Source organism: Bacillus sp. HNG (assembly GCF_003400205.1).
In the GTDB taxonomy this organism is placed as follows: Bacteria; Bacillota; Bacilli; order Bacillales; family Bacillaceae_L; genus Ferdinandcohnia.
The window spans coordinates 681,719-701,505 of the sequence record NZ_QUQV01000001.1; the positions used below are offsets into that span (position 1 = coordinate 681,719).

At 39.0% G+C, this 19,787-nt stretch carries 16 protein-coding genes and 1 pseudogene; 5 read left to right on the forward strand and 12 right to left on the reverse strand.

All coding sequences use genetic code 11. From position 1 onward, the window contains the following. Window positions 1-233: 233 nt before the first annotated feature. Window positions 234-1,913, reverse strand: coding sequence for an alpha amylase family protein (locus tag DZB84_RS03265; RefSeq protein ID WP_116350805.1), 1,680 nt, complete (start codon window positions 1,911-1,913; stop codon window positions 234-236). A 428-nt stretch (window positions 1,914-2,341) separates the two neighbouring features. Here DZB84_RS03265 and DZB84_RS03270 point away from each other — a divergent pair, with 428 nt between their 5' ends. Both DZB84_RS03270 and mscL read left to right on the forward strand, forming a co-directional pair. Then, window positions 2,342-2,641: a hypothetical protein gene (locus tag DZB84_RS03270; protein WP_116350806.1), complete on the forward strand. Its 300-nt coding sequence runs from the start codon at window positions 2,342-2,344 to the stop codon at window positions 2,639-2,641. Between the two features lie 70 nt (window positions 2,642-2,711). Next, window positions 2,712-3,101 (forward strand): large conductance mechanosensitive channel protein MscL, encoded by a 390-nt coding sequence (gene mscL / locus DZB84_RS03275; RefSeq protein WP_116350807.1) that lies wholly within the window; start codon window positions 2,712-2,714, stop codon window positions 3,099-3,101. A gap of 20 nt (window positions 3,102-3,121) precedes the next feature. Here mscL and DZB84_RS03280 read toward each other — a convergent pair whose 3' ends face one another. From DZB84_RS03280 to DZB84_RS24780, 3 genes are all read right to left on the reverse strand, one after another. Beyond that, complete coding sequence (locus DZB84_RS03280; RefSeq protein WP_116350808.1) at window positions 3,122-3,640, reverse strand: acyl-CoA thioesterase; 519 nt, start codon at window positions 3,638-3,640, stop codon at window positions 3,122-3,124. 147 nt (window positions 3,641-3,787) lie between these two features. Then, window positions 3,788-4,753, reverse strand: a complete 966-nt coding sequence (locus DZB84_RS03285; RefSeq protein WP_116350809.1) for a bile acid:sodium symporter family protein — start codon at window positions 4,751-4,753, stop codon at window positions 3,788-3,790. Window positions 4,754-4,918: 165 nt separating this feature from the next. Next, the gene (locus tag DZB84_RS24780; protein ID WP_189655126.1) at window positions 4,919-5,071 is read right to left on the reverse strand and encodes a hypothetical protein; all 153 of its coding nucleotides are present in this window, start codon (window positions 5,069-5,071) and stop codon (window positions 4,919-4,921) included. Window positions 5,072-5,276: 205 nt separating this feature from the next. On the opposite strand from DZB84_RS24780, the gene DZB84_RS03290 reads away from it, so the two are divergent. Next, on the forward strand, window positions 5,277-6,638 hold the full coding sequence (locus DZB84_RS03290) for a YjiH family protein (RefSeq protein ID WP_116350810.1): 1,362 nt from the start codon (window positions 5,277-5,279) through the stop codon (window positions 6,636-6,638). Window positions 6,639-6,964: 326 nt separating this feature from the next. Here the strand turns inward: DZB84_RS03290 and DZB84_RS03295 are convergent, their stop codons facing one another. The 4 genes from DZB84_RS03295 to DZB84_RS03310 form a co-directional block, all read right to left on the reverse strand. Then, a complete protein-coding gene (locus tag DZB84_RS03295; RefSeq protein WP_116350811.1) occupies window positions 6,965-7,972 on the reverse strand; it encodes an ABC transporter ATP-binding protein in 1,008 nt (335 codons plus the stop codon). A 16-nt stretch (window positions 7,973-7,988) separates the two neighbouring features. Beyond that, window positions 7,989-8,798 (reverse strand): ABC transporter permease, encoded by an 810-nt coding sequence (locus tag DZB84_RS03300; RefSeq protein WP_116350812.1) that lies wholly within the window; start codon window positions 8,796-8,798, stop codon window positions 7,989-7,991. A 3-nt stretch (window positions 8,799-8,801) separates the two neighbouring features. Then, a complete protein-coding gene (locus DZB84_RS03305; protein WP_189655127.1) occupies window positions 8,802-9,605 on the reverse strand; it encodes an ABC transporter permease in 804 nt (267 codons plus the stop codon). 70 nt (window positions 9,606-9,675) lie between these two features. Next, a complete protein-coding gene (locus DZB84_RS03310) occupies window positions 9,676-10,977 on the reverse strand; it encodes a purine/pyrimidine permease (protein ID WP_116350814.1) in 1,302 nt (433 codons plus the stop codon). Window positions 10,978-11,292: 315 nt separating this feature from the next. On the opposite strand from DZB84_RS03310, the gene DZB84_RS03315 reads away from it, so the two are divergent. Then, the gene (locus DZB84_RS03315) at window positions 11,293-12,276 is read left to right on the forward strand and encodes a Gfo/Idh/MocA family protein (protein ID WP_116350815.1); all 984 of its coding nucleotides are present in this window, start codon (window positions 11,293-11,295) and stop codon (window positions 12,274-12,276) included. A 45-nt stretch (window positions 12,277-12,321) separates the two neighbouring features. On the opposite strand, the gene DZB84_RS03320 is transcribed toward DZB84_RS03315, so the two are convergent. The 3 genes from DZB84_RS03320 to DZB84_RS03330 form a co-directional block, all read right to left on the reverse strand. Further along, window positions 12,322-12,966 (reverse strand): SDR family oxidoreductase, encoded by a 645-nt coding sequence (locus tag DZB84_RS03320; protein ID WP_116350816.1) that lies wholly within the window; start codon window positions 12,964-12,966, stop codon window positions 12,322-12,324. A 117-nt stretch (window positions 12,967-13,083) separates the two neighbouring features. After that, the gene (locus DZB84_RS03325; protein WP_116350817.1) at window positions 13,084-14,820 is read right to left on the reverse strand and encodes an ABC transporter ATP-binding protein; all 1,737 of its coding nucleotides are present in this window, start codon (window positions 14,818-14,820) and stop codon (window positions 13,084-13,086) included. Continuing rightward, window positions 14,817-16,559, reverse strand: a complete 1,743-nt coding sequence (locus DZB84_RS03330; protein WP_116350818.1) for an ABC transporter ATP-binding protein — start codon at window positions 16,557-16,559, stop codon at window positions 14,817-14,819. Before DZB84_RS03330 ends, DZB84_RS03325 begins: the two co-directional genes overlap by 4 nt. 608 nt (window positions 16,560-17,167) lie before the next feature. Here DZB84_RS03330 and DZB84_RS03335 point away from each other — a divergent pair. After that, window positions 17,168-17,608, forward strand: coding sequence for a cell wall hydrolase (locus tag DZB84_RS03335; protein WP_116350819.1), 441 nt, complete (start codon window positions 17,168-17,170; stop codon window positions 17,606-17,608). 123 nt (window positions 17,609-17,731) lie between these two features. On the opposite strand, the pseudogene DZB84_RS25155 reads toward DZB84_RS03335, so the two are convergent. Then, window positions 17,732-19,426, reverse strand: a pseudogene (locus DZB84_RS25155) (IS1182 family transposase); the annotation flags it as partial. Window positions 19,427-19,787 lie beyond the last annotated feature (361 nt).

Consider the following 19,787-nt stretch of genomic DNA (forward strand, 5'->3'; position numbering starts at 1 on the left):
CCGCTTCAGGCGGACGCTTTCCGCGGGCGTGGCTTGAGCCTCCTCGTCGCTGTCGTTCCTGCGGGGTCTCAAGTCTCACGCTTTTCCCGCAGGAGTCGCCGCCTTATGCTCCAATTAACTAGGTTTATGCTTTTTTTTCTAAAAGCACATTCTTTTAGAAAAGAGCCATTCAATAAAACTATTACGACACGACAAGGAAGAGCAGGTTAATTAAACCCACTCCTCCTTGTCTATTACGTATCGCTTCGAACCATTTTAAGGAATCCAGGAATATGATGCGGAGCTGTACTAGGCTTTGCAAATTCCTCTTCAACAATTGGCCACCAGTCAAACAATTCTAGATAGACTAAATCAAAGATCATAACACCATGTGTCAATTCGATATCCTTGCGAAGCGCCTTACGGAACTGTTCAGGATTATTAATATATTGATTGAGATATAAACTTCCATAAACAAATGTCGATTCATTAATAACATCCATTGCTAACTCAGCAGAACCCTCAACACTATGTTCAGCAATTCTACCATTTGCAATTGCTTCATCTTTTGTGACATGTTCAAAGTACGTACCTGTCATGATGAAATCTAGTGTTTCAGCATAACCGGTTTTATGATAATCCGGTGAAGTCCAGCTGTAATCTGGTTGATAGGTTTTACTTGCCCAGTTTACACCCTCACTATAATAATCTGAATACCATGCACCTACATACGTACTAAAATATACCTCGTCTTTTATATCATGGATTGTTTTCTCTGCCTTCTTAAAGAAAGACTGGATATTCCCTGCACGCCATTCAATCCATTTTTGGTATAAAGGACCCTCTACCATATTTTGCTGACCGTTCTCAGCAAATTTGATTTCAAAAATATCTTTTGGGAAATTATCAACCTTTTTACCAATATACGCTTCAAATTTTTCGCGGCTTAATTCACTAAAGTCAGCGTAAATATTATTATATCTCGCGCGATCTAGAACAATTCCATCCACATCATAATTCGTAACTAATTCTTCAATGATACCCAATTCATAATTTTGAACATCTTCACGAATTGGGTTTACAAATGTTGAATGACCTGCTGCCTGTGAAGATGGTACAAGTTTTATTTCGGTTGATGCGACATCAATCTGATCTCCAACCTTCACATTATCAAGTAACCAAGTTCTTGCTGTACCATGACCAGACAATACGTAACCGTTTTCAGGAATTTCTAAGGCAGGTGTTCCAAATGTGTTCCGGTCAGAAACCTGTGTTACAATTCCATCTGTAATTTGAACTTCAGCCCCCCAACGGTTTGCAGGAGAGACATCATACTTATCTGGCGTATACAATACAAGATAATTTGTATTTCTTGTAGTATTTGAACCATCAATTTTTCTTGTTTCTCCGTTAGCAGCTGTAGCTACCCTTGAACCCTCATAAATGACGGATTGCCATTCTGGATTCTCATATGCTGGCCCTTCTTGGTAAGTAGTGCTTCCCTCTGAGAAAACATTAATAGCCGCATGGACCTTTATCCCGTATTTATGTGCTTCTTCTATTACATTTTGTAATAAATCATAATTCTCGGGGTAACCTTGAAATTTATCAATCTTCTTAGATGTACTTGCATGAGGAGCTAAATTACTATTGTAGGCAACAAAACCTGTTGAATTTTTTATATCTAGAATAATTGTGTCAATATTTGCTTTAGCCGTTTTGCCAACAATCTCTTTCACTTTTTCTTTCGTATTTAGATATTCGATATTTGCTGACAAGTCATACCAGAGAATTCTAGCCTTTTTATCCGGATCTTTTACTATATTTTGTAATACATTCTTCCTAGCAGTATCATTCCCGCCTTGAGCTGAAACCGGAATAACCAAAAAAGTTAACAATAAGAAAGCAGTAACAACAGCAATTAATTTTTTCATATCTCGCTCCTTTTTACACCTTTTCTTTTCTGTTACCTTTATGTATTTCAACGATGCAAGAATGCCTACCCTCCTTTTTTGAATTATCTAAATAATAGCACATTTATAACAAAAGAAGAATATTTTCTTCTTTTTTATAAAGTAAACAGGATAAATTATCTATCTGTTATTAAAACATTACATTTTACAACAAAACACCCTATGACTTAGGACCTATGTCCAGATGATTGATATGCTCATCTGTTACACATATTCACACGTTTTAATCGACTGACTTAATTTTTGATATAATAAGGCATAGCATTTTTGTGGTAAATTAACATTGGACAGTACTTCCACAAGAAGACGTTAGGGCATTTAACAATAAGAATACAATCAAAAATCTGACTTTCGTCATATTGAAAGTTTAGTGTATGAGGTGAAACTTTATGGCTTTTGGCATTAAACGAAAAGAACTTGTTGAGTGGAAGAAAAAGGTTTCACAAGGGGAAATTGCGTTTTTGACGCATTATTGGATAGACGACCGTTTTCCTGGAATGACAACCGTCACAAAGGTTGGTTGTGCTGACCTTGAAAAGCTTAAAAGATGGGGCAGCAAATATGGGATTCCTTCCAAGTATATTCATAACCGGACAGGCTTCCCCCATTTTGATTTATTAGGTGAACGACAGATTGAAATTCTTAGAAATGAAAACATGCTACATCAACTACAACGGTTCAAAGGATAAGCCATTTGGACTATTTTCTTTTCAACGAATTTGGATAGAATAAAAAGGGTTATGAAAGGAGGACGTCAATATGCTTAATGAATTTAAAAAATTTGCTTTAAAAGGTAATGTGATTGACCTTGCAGTCGGGGTTATTATTGGTGGTGCATTCGGAAAAATTGTCACATCTCTTGTGAATGATATTATAATGCCGCTCATCGGTTTTTTACTCGGTGGAGTAGATATATCAAAGGCTTCCATTCCCTTTAATGGTGAGGAGATCATGTATGGTGCTTTTCTACAAACGGTTTTGGACTTTTTAATTATTTCTTTTTCTATTTTTCTCTTTATTCGCTTCTTCCAACGCTTTAAGAAAAAAGAAGAAGAAAAACCTTCAGAACCAACACCAACAAAAGAAGAACAATTACTTACTGAGATCCGTGATTTGTTAAAAGAACAAAAAGGAATGTCCGAGTCGTAAATGACTAGGACATCCTTCTTTTATACTTCCCAAGGTAAGGCAATGCTAAATTTAGCTGCCATTTTTTCGTTTTCTTTTTTGCGTCTTTTTCGATTTTCCGCGCGTTCTTTTGCAGATTCATGCAACATCTTTTCTTCCTCGGACTTCGGTATAACTTTTGGGACTGGCTTCGGCTTGCCATTCTCATCTAATGCGACAAATGTTAAAAACGACAATGCGCAAATATGCCGTTCTCCCGTATATAAATCCTCGGCTATCACTTTCACAAAAACCTCCATCGAGGAACGTCCCGTGTATGTGACAAACGCTTCCAAACAAACAGAACTTCCTTCCTGAATTGGGTGAAGGAAATCAACGGAATCAGTTGATGCTGTAACAACTGGAGAGCGTGAATGTCGAACCGCTGAAATGGAAGCAACATCATCAATATAAGCCATGAGCTTACCGCCAAACATTGTTCCATGATAATTCGTATCAGGCGGAAATACATTACTTGTCTTCACAACAAAAGATTCCTTGCAATACTTAGCTTCTACCATATGTAAATCCCCCTTATAATATCTTATATTATTCTTCTCGTAAATTTTATTTGTAATTCACAGTACAATAAACATCGTATGTCTTAGCACTACGAATTTCAATCATTTTTTCAAAAGAAAAAGCGGTAGCCAAATCGCTAACGCTGGTTATGCAGAGAATTTTTTTTCAAGTCCTTCGAATGAATATACACGATCTATTAATAAAGCGTAAATTGAAGCTAATATCTGCTGGAAGAGCATCCCCACCACGACAGGCACAGCGACTTCAGCTGGGAAGAATGTAATGGCAATGACGGCTCCGGCACTAATATTGCGCATGCCCCCCGTGAAAATAAGAGCAATTATGACATCGGAGTCTAATTTCATGAAGCGACCTATTCCCCATGCGATTAAATATCCACAAAAGGCAATAAAGAAAACGACCGCTCCAATCAGTATCAATTTCAGGTTTACATTTTTCAAATAAGGTGCTATATCGGCACTATTGATCATCACCACTACTCCAAGGCCAATCTTTGAAAAAGGCGCTAGGTTTGGGCTAAGTGTTTTTGTACACTTGCCTTTTGTAACATGGTTAACAAGCATGCCAAGAATTGAAGGCAGCACAACCATGAAAAAGAGCCCCTGCATAATACTTAAAATATCCATCTCAACATTACTTCCTACAAATAATGTTAGACTATACGGCACCACAAAAGGTGAAATTAATGTATCAATTAAAATAATGGAGAGTGTAAGTGCAATATTACCGTGCTTCATCGCAACCCAGATAAAACTTGATATCCCAGTTGGAATCACCACTGCTAAAATCAATCCAGTAATTGTAAAGCTGTCACCTGGAAAGGTTAAATGCCCAACAATCCAAGCCCAAGCTGGCATGATTAAGTGTAATGTAAAAAGAGCAATTATGATTGGAAATGGATGTGTGATTGCACGTTTTAACGAACTAAAACTAGAACTTAAAGCTCCTGAAAACGTGATGAATGCAAAAATCCATGGTACTAAATACGAAAAAGGAGCCAAGTATGCAGTTAATAAGACACCCAATACTACACTTGTAGGTGTAATGAGTGGCATAAGTTTCTCTAATTTTTTGTTGAGCTTCTGTAACATCATCATTCTCCTAATTTATAAATCTACCACTATAAGTCCATTTTTTAAGTATACTACAATTTTAGCATTTTAGAGGTTGTCTAATAAAGGAAATCAGTAAACTTGGGTATTATGACAGGAAATGAGAAAAGCATCATCACAAAGTGACAATGCTTTTCGCCGTGCTTAGCTCGGATCATTTTCGTCATATGAAAGGGTTGTGACCTGTGTGTAGTCACCTTTTTCAATTTCCTTCATTGACGCATCTTCTCTTAAGTCCTCCTCCGTGTCCATTCCAACTGCAATGGTTGGTTCTTCCTTCTTTTGACTTTTTTTCATTGTTAACCACTCCTTTCATTTTTATATTCCCCATTATGATTTGGTTTGAGTTGGGAATGCTACAAAAAAGCTGGTAGAAATAACAGTCCTTTTTTCAGAATAGTATTTTTATGCGAATCAAAGAATTTTTATTAAAAAACCCTCGCATTTTTATGCAATTTGTTATAAAGTAGGTTTTGTGACTTTTTTACGAGGTGAAACAACTATGGCAATTCAAAAACATCAAGAGAAACCAGCAATCACTGATTATTTAAAATTTATTATTCCATCTTTAATCGGAATTATTTTATTTATTGTACCCTTTCAATATCAGGATACCTTTACGATCCCGGTTGCCATTTTGGCTGGCATTGTTCAAGATTTATTAGGTGATTCAATTCCGTATATCATGACCGGTTTAATCGCGATTACTGGGGTTATTTCCATTTTTACAGTATTCGTTAAACCCGCATTTATTACGAAATCTCCGTTTTTATCGGGACTCTTTTATGTATCACCAGTATGGGTTGTAACAAGAATTTTAGGGATGATTTTTTCAATTATGACCCTCTTTAAGCTTGGTCCTTCTGCTATTTGGTCAGATGCAACAGGTGGTACTTTGCTATTTGATTTAATTCCAGTTCTATTTTCTGTCTTTTTATTTGCAGGACTCTTTTTACCATTATTGCTTGATTTTGGTCTACTAGAGCTATTTGGAGCATTGTTGACTAAGGTGATGCGTCCCCTTTTCAGATTACCTGGACGTTCATCTGTTGATGCCATCGCCTCATGGTTAGGTGATGGAACCGTTGGTGTCCTTCTTACAAGTAAGCAATATGAGGAAGGCTATTATACAAAAAGGGAAGCAGCCATTGTTGCAACAACCTTTTCTGTTGTTTCAATTACGTTTACTGTTGTTATTTTAGCTCAAATGAGATTGGAAAATATGTTTGGTCAATTCTATTTTACAATCTTATTAGCAGGTTTGGTTGCGGCAATCATAACGCCAAGAATCCCACCCTTATCACGAAAAACAGATACGTATTATGAAGGTACAACACAAAAGGCGGACGAAACGATTCCAACAAATGTTAGTCGTTTCCAGTGGGGAATGGAACAAGCGGTCATTCAGGCAAGAAAAAGTGCTGACTATTCTAAGGTGTTTAAAGGCGGTATGCAAAACGTTTTAGATATGTGGATGGGCGTAGTTCCAGTTGTAATGGCGATCGGAACAATCGCTCTAATTATTGCAGAATTTACTCCAATCTTTAAATATTTAGGAGCACCATTCGTACCGCTTCTAACCTTGTTACAAGTTCCCGAAGCGGTCGCAGCTTCTGAAACAATGGTAATTGGATTTGCGGATATGTTCTTACCATCCATTATTGGTGCAGGCATCGAAAACGATCTCACTCGTTTTGTAATCGCTGGTGTGTCCATCACTCAGTTAATCTACATGTCAGAGGTCGGTGGATTGTTGCTCGGTTCAAAAATACCAGTTTCATTCCTAGACTTAGTCCTTATCTTTTTACAGCGAACACTGATTACATTACCAATTATAGTCGGAATGGCATATTTGTTTTTTTAAACGAATGACCATAAGAGTCCGTTTATCAGCCATAAAAATGAATTAATAACCATTGAGTGCTGTCTAATGGCCATAAAATGAAAATAATGACCATAAAACACAAGTAAGCCCTACGAATTAAACCTTCGTAGGGCTTTTTACATTATGCTACCATTGATTGAAGCGGAAGGTGGCGACTCCGGCGGGAAAAGCGTGAGACTTGAGACCCCACAGGAGCGATTAGCGACGAGGAGGCTCAAGCCACGCCCGCGGAAAGCGTCCACCTGCAGCGAAAATCAAGGGTGTCAAAACAACAAAACTTGCGAAAACAGCCTACATGAAAAATATCAAACCTTCACCGGAACTTCTTCCTTCGAAAAACCTTCTTGGTAAATTCGGCTGATAATTGACTCAATTTCAGGCTCTTCTACTGTCAAGTCCGTGATATTGTGAGTTTGAGTAATTTGGGAAATCACATCCGACGCAGAGTAATCGTCACGATTGAAACGAATCCATTTGCGATTCCCTTCCTCTTTGCAAATTTCCCCATTCGATACCTGTAAGTCGATTCCATTTTCCTCCACATCGACAATCAACGTCCGCATTTTTCCATAACGCGATTTAACGGATGCAATCTCGCCATCATACACCTTTTGACCATGATCAATCAGAATCATACGCTTACATAGCTTTTCAATGTCTTCCATATCATGGGTAGTTAAAATCACCGTCACATTTCGGAGCTTATTGATTTCTTGAATAAATTCGCGCATTTTTTCTTTCGCCACGACATCAAGACCAATCGTTGGCTCATCCAAAAACAAGATGTCTGGGTCATGTAACAGGGATGCTGCAATGTCTGCTCTCATTCGCTGACCTAGTGAAAGCTGACGAACAGGCGTGTTCAAAAACTCACCCAGGCCTAAAATGTCTGTAAAAGTATCCATATTCTCTTTATAACGGACTTCTGGGACCCGGTAAATTTCCTTAAGCAATTCGAATGATTCGATCGTTGGCAGGTCCCACCAAAGCTGGGTCCGTTGGCCAAACACCACGCCAATGTTTTTCGCATTTTCCTTCCGATTTTCATACGGGATAATCCCGTTAACACGGATTGACCCGGTTGTAGGAACTAGAATGCCGGTAAGCATTTTAATCGTTGTTGATTTCCCAGCACCATTTGGTCCAATGTATCCAACCATTTCCCCTTTTTCAATCGAAAATGAAATATCTTTAACCGCTTCTTTCGTTACAAATTGCCGGTTCACTACACTTTTTAAAGCGCCAATGAACCCGGTCTCTCTTTTTGCAATCTTAAATTCTTTTCGTAAATTTTCGACCTCTATAATAGCCAAGATGGAACCCCCTTTTTTACGATCCAGCACTCTTATAGCGACTTAAACCAAGCATCCACACATGATACGCAACGATAAAAAACACGATGCCCACGAGTGGTGTAAAATACCCAATAGAGGAAGGAAAATAAGGTGTTTCCTTCTCTAAAATCACCGCTGCCGGGAAATAGTTCACAAACCCAAATGGCACAACAAACGCTGTTACCCATTGGACCACTTTTGGGTAAATCGCAAGAGGATAGTTTGTTAAATTTCGAGCTGGATACATCACGACCCAATAAAAACGCTCTGATTTTGTTGTCCAGAAGGCAATTGCCGAAATGAACACGAGGAGTCCCCCTTGAACCAAAATCCCTCCGGTAACGGCACCAAGTAAAAAGAGGATTTTTCCAAACTGCCAATGAATATCAAGGGCAGTGCTCACCCAAATAAAGACCAAGATACTAAAAATAAACTGCCCCGCTGCCCCGATATCGAATTTCATCGCCATAAAATGAAAGAATGGATTGATGGGGCGAACGAGGAACCGATCAAAGGTGCCATTCACAATATACGTATCCAAGCTTCTAAAGTGGAAAAAGAGAATGATACAAAAACCCCATGACAATACGGCAAGTGCAAATAAAAAGAGCAACTCATAGAAATTCCATTTTCCTAGTTCTTTAAATTGATAGAGCATAACCCACATCGTGATAGCAGTACCTGTATAGGCTGCGACCATCCCGACAATGCGCATGATAAATGCAAAGCGATACTGCATTTGGGCACGGACACCTGCTCCGACGAGGCGAAAATATAATTTTATGTAATCGACTATTTTTTTCATGCTTCACCCTCCCTGAACGATCACTTTGTTTGATGCCTTACGCCAAACAAATCGGAGGATTCCATACGAAACTGCTACCCAAAATAACTGAATCCCAATTGATAGAAAGACCTCGTTACCTGAAATCTCTTCTATGAAAATAGCATTCGGAATAAAATAGATTCCTTGAAATGGCAAATAGGATGCGAGCGTTTGCAACCAACCAGGGAAAAACCACAACGGGATGACCGATCCGGATAGAAGTGAAACCGAAAAATAAAAAACGTCCTCGATTCCCCCTGTTTCAATGAGCCAGAATGTAAATAAACCAAATGTCAGTTCAATACAATATCGAATGAGAAAGCCTAAAAAACCTGAAATAATAAATAAAATCCACGTCTGCCATGAGGTTGGCAAGCTCAGATCAACAAAGAAAAACAACAGAAAATATAACGGGACCAACGCGGTTAACATATAAAATGCGACACTGCCAAAATCGGCAAATAAATAGCGTAACGGAACATCAAAAGGTCTCATTAATTCAAGTGCGATGTCACCTGTTCGAACCTTTTCCTGCAGTTCCCACAATGGCGTCCCAGCACCATTCACTGCCGTTAAAAATTGACTGACGACTACATAGGTAAGCATGGCTGTTAAAGAAATTCCACTTGCTTCTTCTTTGCCAGCATATAGTGCATACCAAATGGACATCCACATTAATAGAAAGATAATATTTGAAACCAGCCTTGTCCACACATCAAATCGATAGGCGGCTGACCTCATAAAAGCTTTTCTCGTAAAAGCCGTATACATTTTTACCGTATCCATCAAGTCACCTACTAGACATTTTGCTTTTAACAAATTTTTCTTTATAGTAGCATAATTGCCTGCCTTCCGACTAGGCTCTTTCTTTCTTTTTGGAGCCTAGTCGTGTAACAGTTTGTTCAATTAAGATGGCGACAATTGTTCCCAGAACAAGTCCATTATTTAATATAGACGTTAAAATAGGGGGCACATCTTTGAAAGCATCTGAAGGTACGAACATCGACCCAACCCCAACAAATAAAGAAAACACAATAATCATTCGGGAACGACTTTTATTCAACAAGTTTTCAAATGCAGCTAACGCAGGCAGCATGAGATTGGCAAAAATGATAAATACCGTTGCATACCCGATTGGTGCCGGCAACCCAGAAACAAAATTCATGATTTTAGGAAAAAAACTAATGCCGACTAAAATAAAACTACCGACTATAAAAGGGAGTTTTGTATTAATTTTCGTGGTTGCAATGAAACCTGCCGCTCCTGAGATGGGTACTGGTGCAACCGCTGAAAAAATCCCTGCGAAAATTTGGTTAACCCCTGCCATAAATCCTGCCGGACGATATCTCGTTTTTTCGGTTTTTATCTGTTGGGAATGCAGCACCTGCTCAACAACTCGTATGCTTGCGATTAAATTTGTTAACAGCAATAACGTCACAAGGATTGCTGTGGCAATCATTCCACTATCAAAGACTGGACTCCCGAAGGCAAATAGACGAGGAAATTCCACCCATTTATTCGATGTCACTTTGATTGGCTCAGTAAGGCCGAAAATAGCAAAAATGATCCAACCAAGAGCTAAGCTAATAAGAACTGAATATTGCCTCAATGCTCGAGGTCCCTTTTCTGCAAAAACAAACGTAAAAACAATAATAAACAGACAAATCACTAAGATTTTTAAATTTACCGTTTCTTCGCCCCGGTACCCCACCCCAAAGATTCCATTTAAAAATGAACCACTTAGTTGAAGGGAAAGTAAAATCAAATACGTCCCGGTTACAACCGGTGTAAATAGCTTTGAAATTCGATCAATAATTCCAAATACACTTAAAAGCATAAATAAAATTCCACTAAATAAAATACCCGCTTCTATGGCTCGAAGTGTATTTTCCCCTGAGCCGTACAAGGTTGGCCCTAGACCAGCATAAATGATAAACACGCCCCACCATAAACCGGCCGGCCCTTCATTAATCGGCAGACGGTGTCCCAAATACACTTGGACTAAGCTTGATAATCCAAGTACTAGGAAAGTCCGCGAAACAAAGCTTGCCGTTTCCGCTGGGTCCATTCCATAGAGAGCCGCTATCGCGATTGGCGCGACAATCGAACTCGCAATGATAAACGCAAGCCATTGTAATGAACTAAAAAACACTTTCACTAATCTCATCCCTATTCCATTATGTATGGTCTTTATTTTATCCCGCATTAACGGGCAGTAAAATAATTTTAGCATATGCTAAGTGTTTAAGTGGAAAATAACTGCCCGTAAAAGCCCGATTAAGAAGAACAAAGACTAAGAACGCCGCGTCCTGTGGCAACGTCTTTGTGACCCACATCGTGTGGCCCTCAACAAACAATCATTGAAGGATGAAGCCCCCCAATGATTGAAGTTTCACTTTATCATTTTTTTCAATGTGTGTATGTCTGATATAATTTAGTATATGCACTAATTTTTGTTTATGGAGGAATATAGATGATTCGTTTTGGAGTAATCGGAACTAACTGGATAACAGATGCATTTTTAGAAGCAACAAAGGCAATCGAGGATTTTTCATTAACCGCTGTTTACTCGCGTACAGAGGAACGTGCAAAGAAGTTTGCTGAAAAATATCAAGCACCCTATATCTTTACATCGATTGAGGAAATGGCACAATCTAATGTCTTTGATGCTGTATATATCGCAAGCCCGACTTCCTTTCACGCCTCACAAGCGATTATTCTATTGAATCATGGCAAGCATGTTCTTTGTGAGAAACCGATTGCCTCAAATACGAGAGAACTAAAAGAAATGATTCAAGCGGCAAAGGAAAATCAAGTGCTCTTAATGGAAGCATTGAAGTCTGGATTTCTCCCTTCTTATGCAAACATTCGGGAGAACTTGCATAAAATCGGTCCCGTTCGTCGCTATTTTGCGAGCTATTGTCAATATTCATCCCGCTATGATGCCTATAAGGAAGGTACGGTATTAAATGCCTTTAAACCTGAATTTTCAAATGGGTCGTTAATGGATATTGGCGTGTACTGTGTGTATCCAATGGTCCATTTATTTGGAAAGCCCGATTCGATCAAAGCAAGTGGGCTAATGCTTGATTCTGGTGTAGATGGCGAAGGAAGTATTCTTGCCCATTACGAGGAGATGGAGGGTATGATGATGTTTTCAAAAATCACGAATTCATACATCCCTTCTGAAATACAAGGTGAAAATGGGAGCATTCTGATTGATAAAATCTCATCACCTGAAAAAGTTGAAATTCGGTATCGGGATGGTCGTGTCGAAGATCTTTCAATCCTCCCCGAGCAGCACACGATGTATTATGAGGCAAAGGAATTTATCGAGTTGATTAAACATGGTTCAATCGAATCAACTGTCAATACATACGAAAACTCATTGGCTGTAATGGAAATCCTTGACGAAGCCCGGCAGCAAATGGGAATAGTATTTCCTGCAGATCAATAAGTTAAAACGCTTGCGACACAAACATGTCGCAAGCGTATGTATACTCTATATCTTTTTTAATGCATCCACGATCGGTTCATCGCCACTTACAAGATCAAAAGCTTGATTAAATGTACGTTCCTCTGTTAACGAAGCAACAATCACTTTTGCCACATCTGCACGGGGGATTGTATTTCTCGTTAAATTCTCCCCTACAGCGATCTTCCCAGTGCCTTCCTCATTCAATAAGCCACCAGGTCGAACAATCGTATAGGTTAACTCACTTTGCTCGAGAATTCGGTCTGCATAATGCTTTGCGACATAGTATGGACGGATGGCCTCATTCCATTTTTCACGTTGATTAGCGCCTAATGCACTTATCATGACAAAGCGTTTGACCCCAGATTGTTCTGCGGCTTCAATGGTTTTTACTGCACCATCCAGGTCAATTAAGAGGGTTTGATCTGGACCTGTATGACCGCCGGACCCTGCAGTAAATACAACTGCATCACATCCCGAAATTGCTTTACGAATTTCTGATACACTATCTGCAATACTTGCAAAGACTGTTTCAACACCTAGATTGTCAAAATAGGCTACTTGCTCCTGCTTACGTACCATAGCGAGTGGTGTATGCTCACCACTTTCCTTCAAAAGCTTCACCACTTGTTTTCCGATTTGTCCATTTGCTCCAACTACACAAACCTTCATCCACCTAGCCCCTTTCAGATTGTATTTCTTTTATTATTACAAGTTGAGGAAGAGATATCAAACGATAGGGCTTATAATTAAGGACCACCGAGCCTTAACTCGTGTGGTCCAAAAAACTTACGCATATAGGGACTGTGCTTGCATGCGATACATGTTTGCATATATACCGCCGTGAGCCAATAATTCATCATGGGTTCCTTGTTCTTTAATGACTCCTCGCTCTAATACAAGTATGCGATCGGCATTTTTGATGGTTGACAGGCGGTGAGCAATAATAAAGGTTGTGCGCCCTTTCTTAAGAACATCCATCGCGTGTTGAATAATCTCTTCGGTCTCCGTATCAATATTGGAAGTCGCTTCATCAAGTATTAAAATCGCTGGGTCAAACGCAAGTGCACGTGCAAATGAGATAAGCTGACGTTGACCTGATGAAAGTGTACTTCCTTTTTCAATTACCGGTTCATCGATTCCTTTTTCCAGATTCTTAAGAACTCGTTCTGCACCAACTGCTTGTAATGCTTTCTCTACTGTTTCCCGTGTGATCTTCGGGTCATTCAAACTTACATTTGAGGCAATCGTACCCGTGAACAAATACGGATCTTGCAAGACGATTCCCATATGCTGACGAATGGTCTGTCTTGGCAAGGTCGTGATGTCGATTCCATCGATATAAATCTTTCCTATGGATGGATCATAAAAGCGGAAAAGCAAGTTCATGATCGAGCTTTTTCCAGAACCGGTATGACCAACCAAAGCAACCGTTTCACCACGTTTTGCTTCAAACGAGAGACTTTTTAATACATATTCATCGTCTTTATAGGCGAAAGTGACATCCTCGAATACCACATGGCCATCATATCTTGGCATGGTTTCCTCGGATACCTCTTCCCCTTTTAAATCTAATACATCAAATACTCGTTTTCCGGCTACAAGAGAGCGTTCTAATTGGGAAAACTGATTCACTACATTTGTTATCGGATTAAATAATCTTGTTAAATAATCAACAAATGCGTACAATGTACCAGCCGAGGCAACCTCACCTACCGATAATGATTGTGTGCCAAAATAAACAATGAAAACGGTGAACATCATGAGACGTAAAGTATTTACTAAGTTAAATGAAGTGGCAGAATCTAATAATAAAAGTTTTCGCCCATATGCATAATGCTCATTATTCATATCATCAAATTCCTTCGTCATTTGCTTTTCACGACGAAAGGCTTGAATAATCGTCATTCCTTGAATGGACTCATTGATCATCGCATTGATGTCCGCAATTTTTTTACGAATCACTTTATTATACTGTGATGCATATTTCCGGTATAAAATCATCCATACATAAATGAGCGGAATCATGAGTAATGCAAGCATTGCCATTTTCCAATTGAGTATAAATAGGGCAATATAAACACCCGCTATTGAAATAAAGCTTGTGGCAAAGTTTGAAAGCACCTGCACGTATAGATTTCGAACGGCTTCTGTATCATTCGTAACCCGTGCGACAATTTTTCCGGCTGGCCGTTGATCAAAAAATTGAATCGGCAATGTATGGATATGCCCAAATACATCCCTACGCAATTTTTGGATGACCCGATTCGCTCCCACTTGTAAATAAATATACATGAAATATCGTAAAATCGCAGTTGCGATGGCTAAAATGAGGTATAAGCAAAGCAACCAGGCAATTGGCTGAATTTCAATATTTCCAATGACCATATATTCATCGATGATGTACTTCGCAATAAATGGACCTGCTAAATCCGTAAAGACTGCAATCGTTAAGAAAAACAGTCCAATAAAAATAGGTCTCTTGTAATACATCGCATATTTTGTTAATCGTTTACCTGTACTCATGCCCGACCCTCCTCTAGCTGCTGACGGTCAAATTGTTCCTTATACCAACCATTTTGTCTTAGAAGTTCTTCGTGAGTCCCTTGTTCTGTAATTTGCCCTTCATCCAGCACGATAATATGATCAGCGTGTTGAACACCAGATAAACGATGTGTCGTAATAATCGTTGTTTTGTCACTTCGCTCATTCTGAATGTTTTCGATGATGCGTGCCTCTGTTTTCGCATCAACCGCGGATAGCGAATCATCCAGGATTAAGATTTCAGGGTCTTTGATAAGTGCACGTGCAATGGACACACGTTGCTTTTGTCCTCCAGATAAGGAAACCCCTTTTTCACCTACAAGGGTTTCAAGTCCCCTTGGTAAGTTTTCCAAGTCTTTTTTAAAGTATGCTAAATGAATCGCCTTCTCGATTTCTGCATCCGTAGCATCTTCTTTACCAAACAAAATGTTTTCTCGAATCGTCCGTGAAAATAACACGTGATCCTGTGGAACGTATCCGATCCAATCAAGTATTTGTTCCTTCGTCTGTGACGCGATATCAATTCCAGCAATACTGAGTTGCCCTTCCTGTAATGGATATTCGCGTAGTAATTGTCGTAAAAATGTGGTTTTTCCAGCACCTGTTTTCCCAACGATACCAAGTGTTTCTCCCTTTTTTAAGGACAGGGTGATCTTCTGTAAGTTTTTCACCTGACTCGTTGGATACTGGAACATTAAATCATGAAATCCAATCTTATTCGGTGTCGAAACAGCAACTGGATCATTTGAATTTTTAACATCTGCCTCATAATTGAGCGTTTCTTGCACACGATCCAGTGAAGCATTCCCTTGCTGCATGACATTGATTAGTTCACCAATTGCAAAAATGGGCCATACGGCAAGACCTAGATAGACATTAAATGTAACAAGCTGACCTACTGTCATTTCACCATTTGCTACAAGAAATGCACCATATCCTAGTGCTACGACATAGCTAATACCTGTTCCGACTTTCGTAATCGGGCCGAACAAAGCATTAATCTTCGCTGTATGCATATTTTTCTGGTAAACCTCTTCGCTTTTATCAGCAAAGACTTGTTCATCCTTCTTTTCCTGGACATAGGCGCGAATGACTCTCACACCTGCAACAGATTCTAGAACATCATCATTCAATTCTCCAAATGAATCTTGGGCTTTCATATATCGTTCATGGACAATTTTCCCTAAATATTGAATGAGCACGGCCATAATCGGAACCGGCAGCATTGAAAAGAACGTTAATTTCCACGAAATCATAATTCCCATTGCTAAAATAATCGTTCCTAAAAATAAGGTGGAATCGATCAATGTCATAATCCCAAAACCCGCGGTTAGTGAAACGGAATTCAAATCGTTTGTTGCACGGGCCATTAAGTCACCAGTACGGTTCTTCTCATAAAAGGTAGGTGTCATTTTTAAAAACTGTCGCATTAACTTACGACGCATGACTTTTTCAAGGTTTAAGGAACCTTCAAATAATCGGTACTGCCAAAAGAAATTTAAGAAATAGCCAGAAACGATAATGGCTACGAATATTAAAATATATTGAATCAATACATTCCTAGTCATTTCTCCTGCTGTTAAAACATCGATAATGGAGCCCAGTAAATAAGGTGGAATTACTTCCAACACTGTGGCGATCATTAACAAGACGATAGCAATTGTATATTGCAACCAATATTTTTTAAAAAACCAACCAAGTTTACCTAATACTTCAAACATTTCTCATACCTTCTTTCTCGTTCACAGTTGAAAGCCCTGAGCTACCCACTGTCTAGCAACTCCTTGTTAAAAATCAATACTCTTCGCTTTTTCCACATTGTCTCTACTCCCTTTCATGTTTGAAAAGCGCAGGGTGCCTGCTTATCGGCGACAAGCATAAGACGAGACCTGATAGAAGGCGCATTTTGCCTTCTGAAGGTATTGGCTTATGACCTCGAGCCGATGGCGCCCGTAGCTAGACTTATTCACTAAAAAATTCCACAAAAAAGATGCATACCCTAAAAAGAGCATGCATCTTTTGTAAAGGTATAGTAGGCGTACCATACCTGTTATTTCATGAGGAATCTACAATTCTACAAATATAGGTATGGACAATGTATAAAATTGTTGTGTAGTTTACGTGTTTTCATGTCTCTCATTGTCCTTTCCTCCTTTGTAAAATTTTTATTAGTGTTCTTGAAGATTACCATTTTTTTCATAACATTGTCAACTAGTAATTTGCGTTTTATTCAGAATACAAGCTCTTTATTTTGAAACGTAAACAAAAATAATTTAAAACCGACTTTTTTGGAGAAAGTATTCATACAATTCTTGTAGGGGTGATGAAAATGCCTAGAGTACAATATACGGACAATGATGTAAATTTAGTGGCAAGGATGATGCGAGCAGAGGCTGAGGCTGAAGGGCGACAAGGGATGCTGATGGTTGGTAATGTCATTGTAAATCGCGCAGTAGCCGATTGTTTAGATTTTAAAGATCTAAGGTCCATACGGCAAGTGATTTTTCATGTACAAGGTGGAAATTATTCATTCGAAGCAGTCCAAAAAGGCAACTTGTTTTATAATCCTGCTAGAACTGTGGAAAAAAGGCTCGCGAAGAAGACATTAGACTATTGGAGGGAACACCCTTCCAAATATTCTCTTTGGTATTTTAACCCGTATGGTCCTTGTCCACCTACATGGTACGGTCAACCATTTGCAGGCCAATTTAAAAATCATTGCTATTATGAACCAGCGCCTAACACTTGTGATAGCGTTTATTCGAGGTAGGGACTGTCCGATAAGTCCTAAAAAATAAGGCAAGGGGGAAAAACAATTCGTTTTTCTCCCTTGCCCTTTTTGAGTTTTTCGATTTTTCTCTGAAAGTAACTGGCGGATGCCTGCTACTTTCAGCATATTGTGGGCTAATGCCACAATCCCAAACTCGACATGTACTTTGTCGAGCCCCCGCAAGGAAAATCTGCGGAACGACCTATTGCCCTTGATGTGACCGAACACACTTTCTACCTCAACTTTACGTTGAGCGTAGATAGCGGCCTTTTCTTCACATTCAAGGGCTGCTTTCGCCTTGGCTTTCATTTCTTCAAAGATTGTATTCCAGTGAACCTGACGATTGCCTTTTGCTTTTGTGCATTGTGCTTTTAGTGGGCAATCTGTACAATCTTCACATTCATATATTTTGAAACTTTGCTCGAAGCCAGACTGATTCTTTTTGTTTAAGTATTTTTTAAACGTCACTTTCATTCCGTTCGGGCAAATAAAACAGTCATCCTTTTCCACATAAGTCCAGTTTTTTGCGTTTTTGATGTCTTTTTTATATTTGCGTGTTTGTTCCTTTACATAGCTCCCGTAAGGGATAAGAAACTCGAATCGTTGCTCTCTCTCCTCACCAACGGCATACAGATAATTTTCTTCACTGCCATATCCAGCGTCTGCACTCACTACTTTAGGCATTGGTAGAGAGGATCTGGCTAGCTTTTCCATGTGCGGGATAAAACAGCGAGTGTCCGTTGGGCGTTGATGGATTGAATAATTAAGAATAAACTGTTTTTCAGTTCCTATTTGTACGTTATATCCTGGCTTAAGTTGTCCATTTTTCATATGATCTTCTTTCATACGCATGAAGGTGGCATCTTTGTCCGTTTTAGAATAACTATTACGATCACCGAATATTTCATTTTGTTCTTTGTACTTGGTCAATCGAGGTATAAAATCCTCGCGGATTTGTTTGATTGATTTCTTTAATTGACTGCGTTCTTGCCTTTTTTCTTTTCGAACGTCTTTATCCGTTTCGCTATCAATTACCTCTGTTAATGCCTCAACTTTTTCCTCGAGTTTTTCGGCAACTTCTACTAATTCTTGTCCAGTGATTTCTTGTTCTTGATCTGCTGGTTGTGCTTCTGACTGCATTAATTCGTGTATATGCTGAAGGGTTTCCTTGATTTTTTCTTTTAGTTTCTCTTCAAAATTTGAAGTCGCCCGTTTCCATACAAAACTAAACTTGTTGGCATTGGCTTCAATCTTAGTACCAACCAAAAAGTAATTTTCGAATGTTATGTAGTTCTCTTCAATTAACTTGTGAATCATAGTTTCGAAGAGTTCATCCATAAAGTCTTTCATGCGTCCCCCACGGAACTCATTGATTGTACGGAAATCTGGTTGTTGCATTGCTGATAACCACATGGCGGGGATACTTTCAGTTGTTAATTTCTCGATTCCACGGCACGAATATACTTTTTGGGAGTAACCATAAAGAATGACTTTAAGCATCATTTTGGGATGGTAACTACTTCTGCCACCACCTACATAGTACGAAAATAGATTCTCATCAGGAATAGCTTCAACCATTTCGTCTACTACACGGGCTTCGTGATGTTCTGGAATAAGAGATTCGATATCATAAATCATTTGAATTTGTCGATTATCGTAGGGTTTGAATGTAGGTGCTAATTGTCTTGGATTAGGTTCTTTTTGCTTTTCAATTTCTTGCTTATCTACTTTTTGAACTTCTAATTTTTCCTCCTCGTACTCTGGAAAAAAGGAAGGTTGCATGTTATAATTTTCATTAGTAATCAGTTGATTGCTCATTAAAAATCATCCTTTCTGGAATGTTGTGTGGTAACTTCATTTTACTAAAAAGGATGATTTTTTTGTGCGTTTTTTTAAAAAATTTTGGTGTAAAGACTACTGAATCTTGTAACCTTGTTGATTGGAGCGGAAGGTACGAGACTCCTGCGGGCAAAGCGTGGCCAGGGGAGACCCCGCAGGAGCTTGCGACGAGGAGGCTCCGGGACCGCCCGCGGAAAGCGAGTACCTGCAGCGGAAATCAACAACCTAGTTTTAGTTGACCCAATAAATATAAAAAATGAGGGGCTGTCCTCAAAAGTCACTTTTCAATGACTTTTTGGACAGCCCCGTTTTTATATTTTAACTTTATCCTTTAACTGCC

Excerpts from the sequence above, each read along its gene's own strand:
- mscL (WP_116350807.1), top strand. The coding sequence starts at position 2,712 with ATGCTTAATGAATTTAAAAAATTTGCTTTAAAAGGTAATGTGATTGAC.
- DZB84_RS03315 (WP_116350815.1), top strand. The coding sequence starts at position 11,293 with ATGATTCGTTTTGGAGTAATCGGAACTAACTGGATAACAGATGCATTT.
- DZB84_RS03265 (WP_116350805.1), bottom strand. The coding sequence starts at position 1,913 with ATGAAAAAATTAATTGCTGTTGTTACTGCTTTCTTATTGTTAACTTTT.
- DZB84_RS03300 (WP_116350812.1), bottom strand. The coding sequence starts at position 8,798 with ATGAAAAAAATAGTCGATTACATAAAATTATATTTTCGCCTCGTCGGA.
- DZB84_RS03325 (WP_116350817.1), bottom strand. The coding sequence starts at position 14,820 with ATGAGTACAGGTAAACGATTAACAAAATATGCGATGTATTACAAGAGA.
- DZB84_RS03270 (WP_116350806.1), top strand. The coding sequence starts at position 2,342 with ATGGCTTTTGGCATTAAACGAAAAGAACTTGTTGAGTGGAAGAAAAAG.
- DZB84_RS03330 (WP_116350818.1), bottom strand. The coding sequence starts at position 16,559 with ATGTTTGAAGTATTAGGTAAACTTGGTTGGTTTTTTAAAAAATATTGG.
- DZB84_RS03320 (WP_116350816.1), bottom strand. The coding sequence starts at position 12,966 with ATGAAGGTTTGTGTAGTTGGAGCAAATGGACAAATCGGAAAACAAGTG.
- DZB84_RS03305 (WP_189655127.1), bottom strand. The coding sequence starts at position 9,605 with ATGGATACGGTAAAAATGTATACGGCTTTTACGAGAAAAGCTTTTATG.
- DZB84_RS24780 (WP_189655126.1), bottom strand. The coding sequence starts at position 5,071 with ATGAAAAAAAGTCAAAAGAAGGAAGAACCAACCATTGCAGTTGGAATG.
- DZB84_RS03280 (WP_116350808.1), bottom strand. The coding sequence starts at position 3,640 with ATGGTAGAAGCTAAGTATTGCAAGGAATCTTTTGTTGTGAAGACAAGT.
- DZB84_RS03285 (WP_116350809.1), bottom strand. The coding sequence starts at position 4,753 with ATGTTACAGAAGCTCAACAAAAAATTAGAGAAACTTATGCCACTCATT.
- DZB84_RS03335 (WP_116350819.1), top strand. The coding sequence starts at position 17,168 with ATGCCTAGAGTACAATATACGGACAATGATGTAAATTTAGTGGCAAGG.
- DZB84_RS03290 (WP_116350810.1), top strand. The coding sequence starts at position 5,277 with ATGGCAATTCAAAAACATCAAGAGAAACCAGCAATCACTGATTATTTA.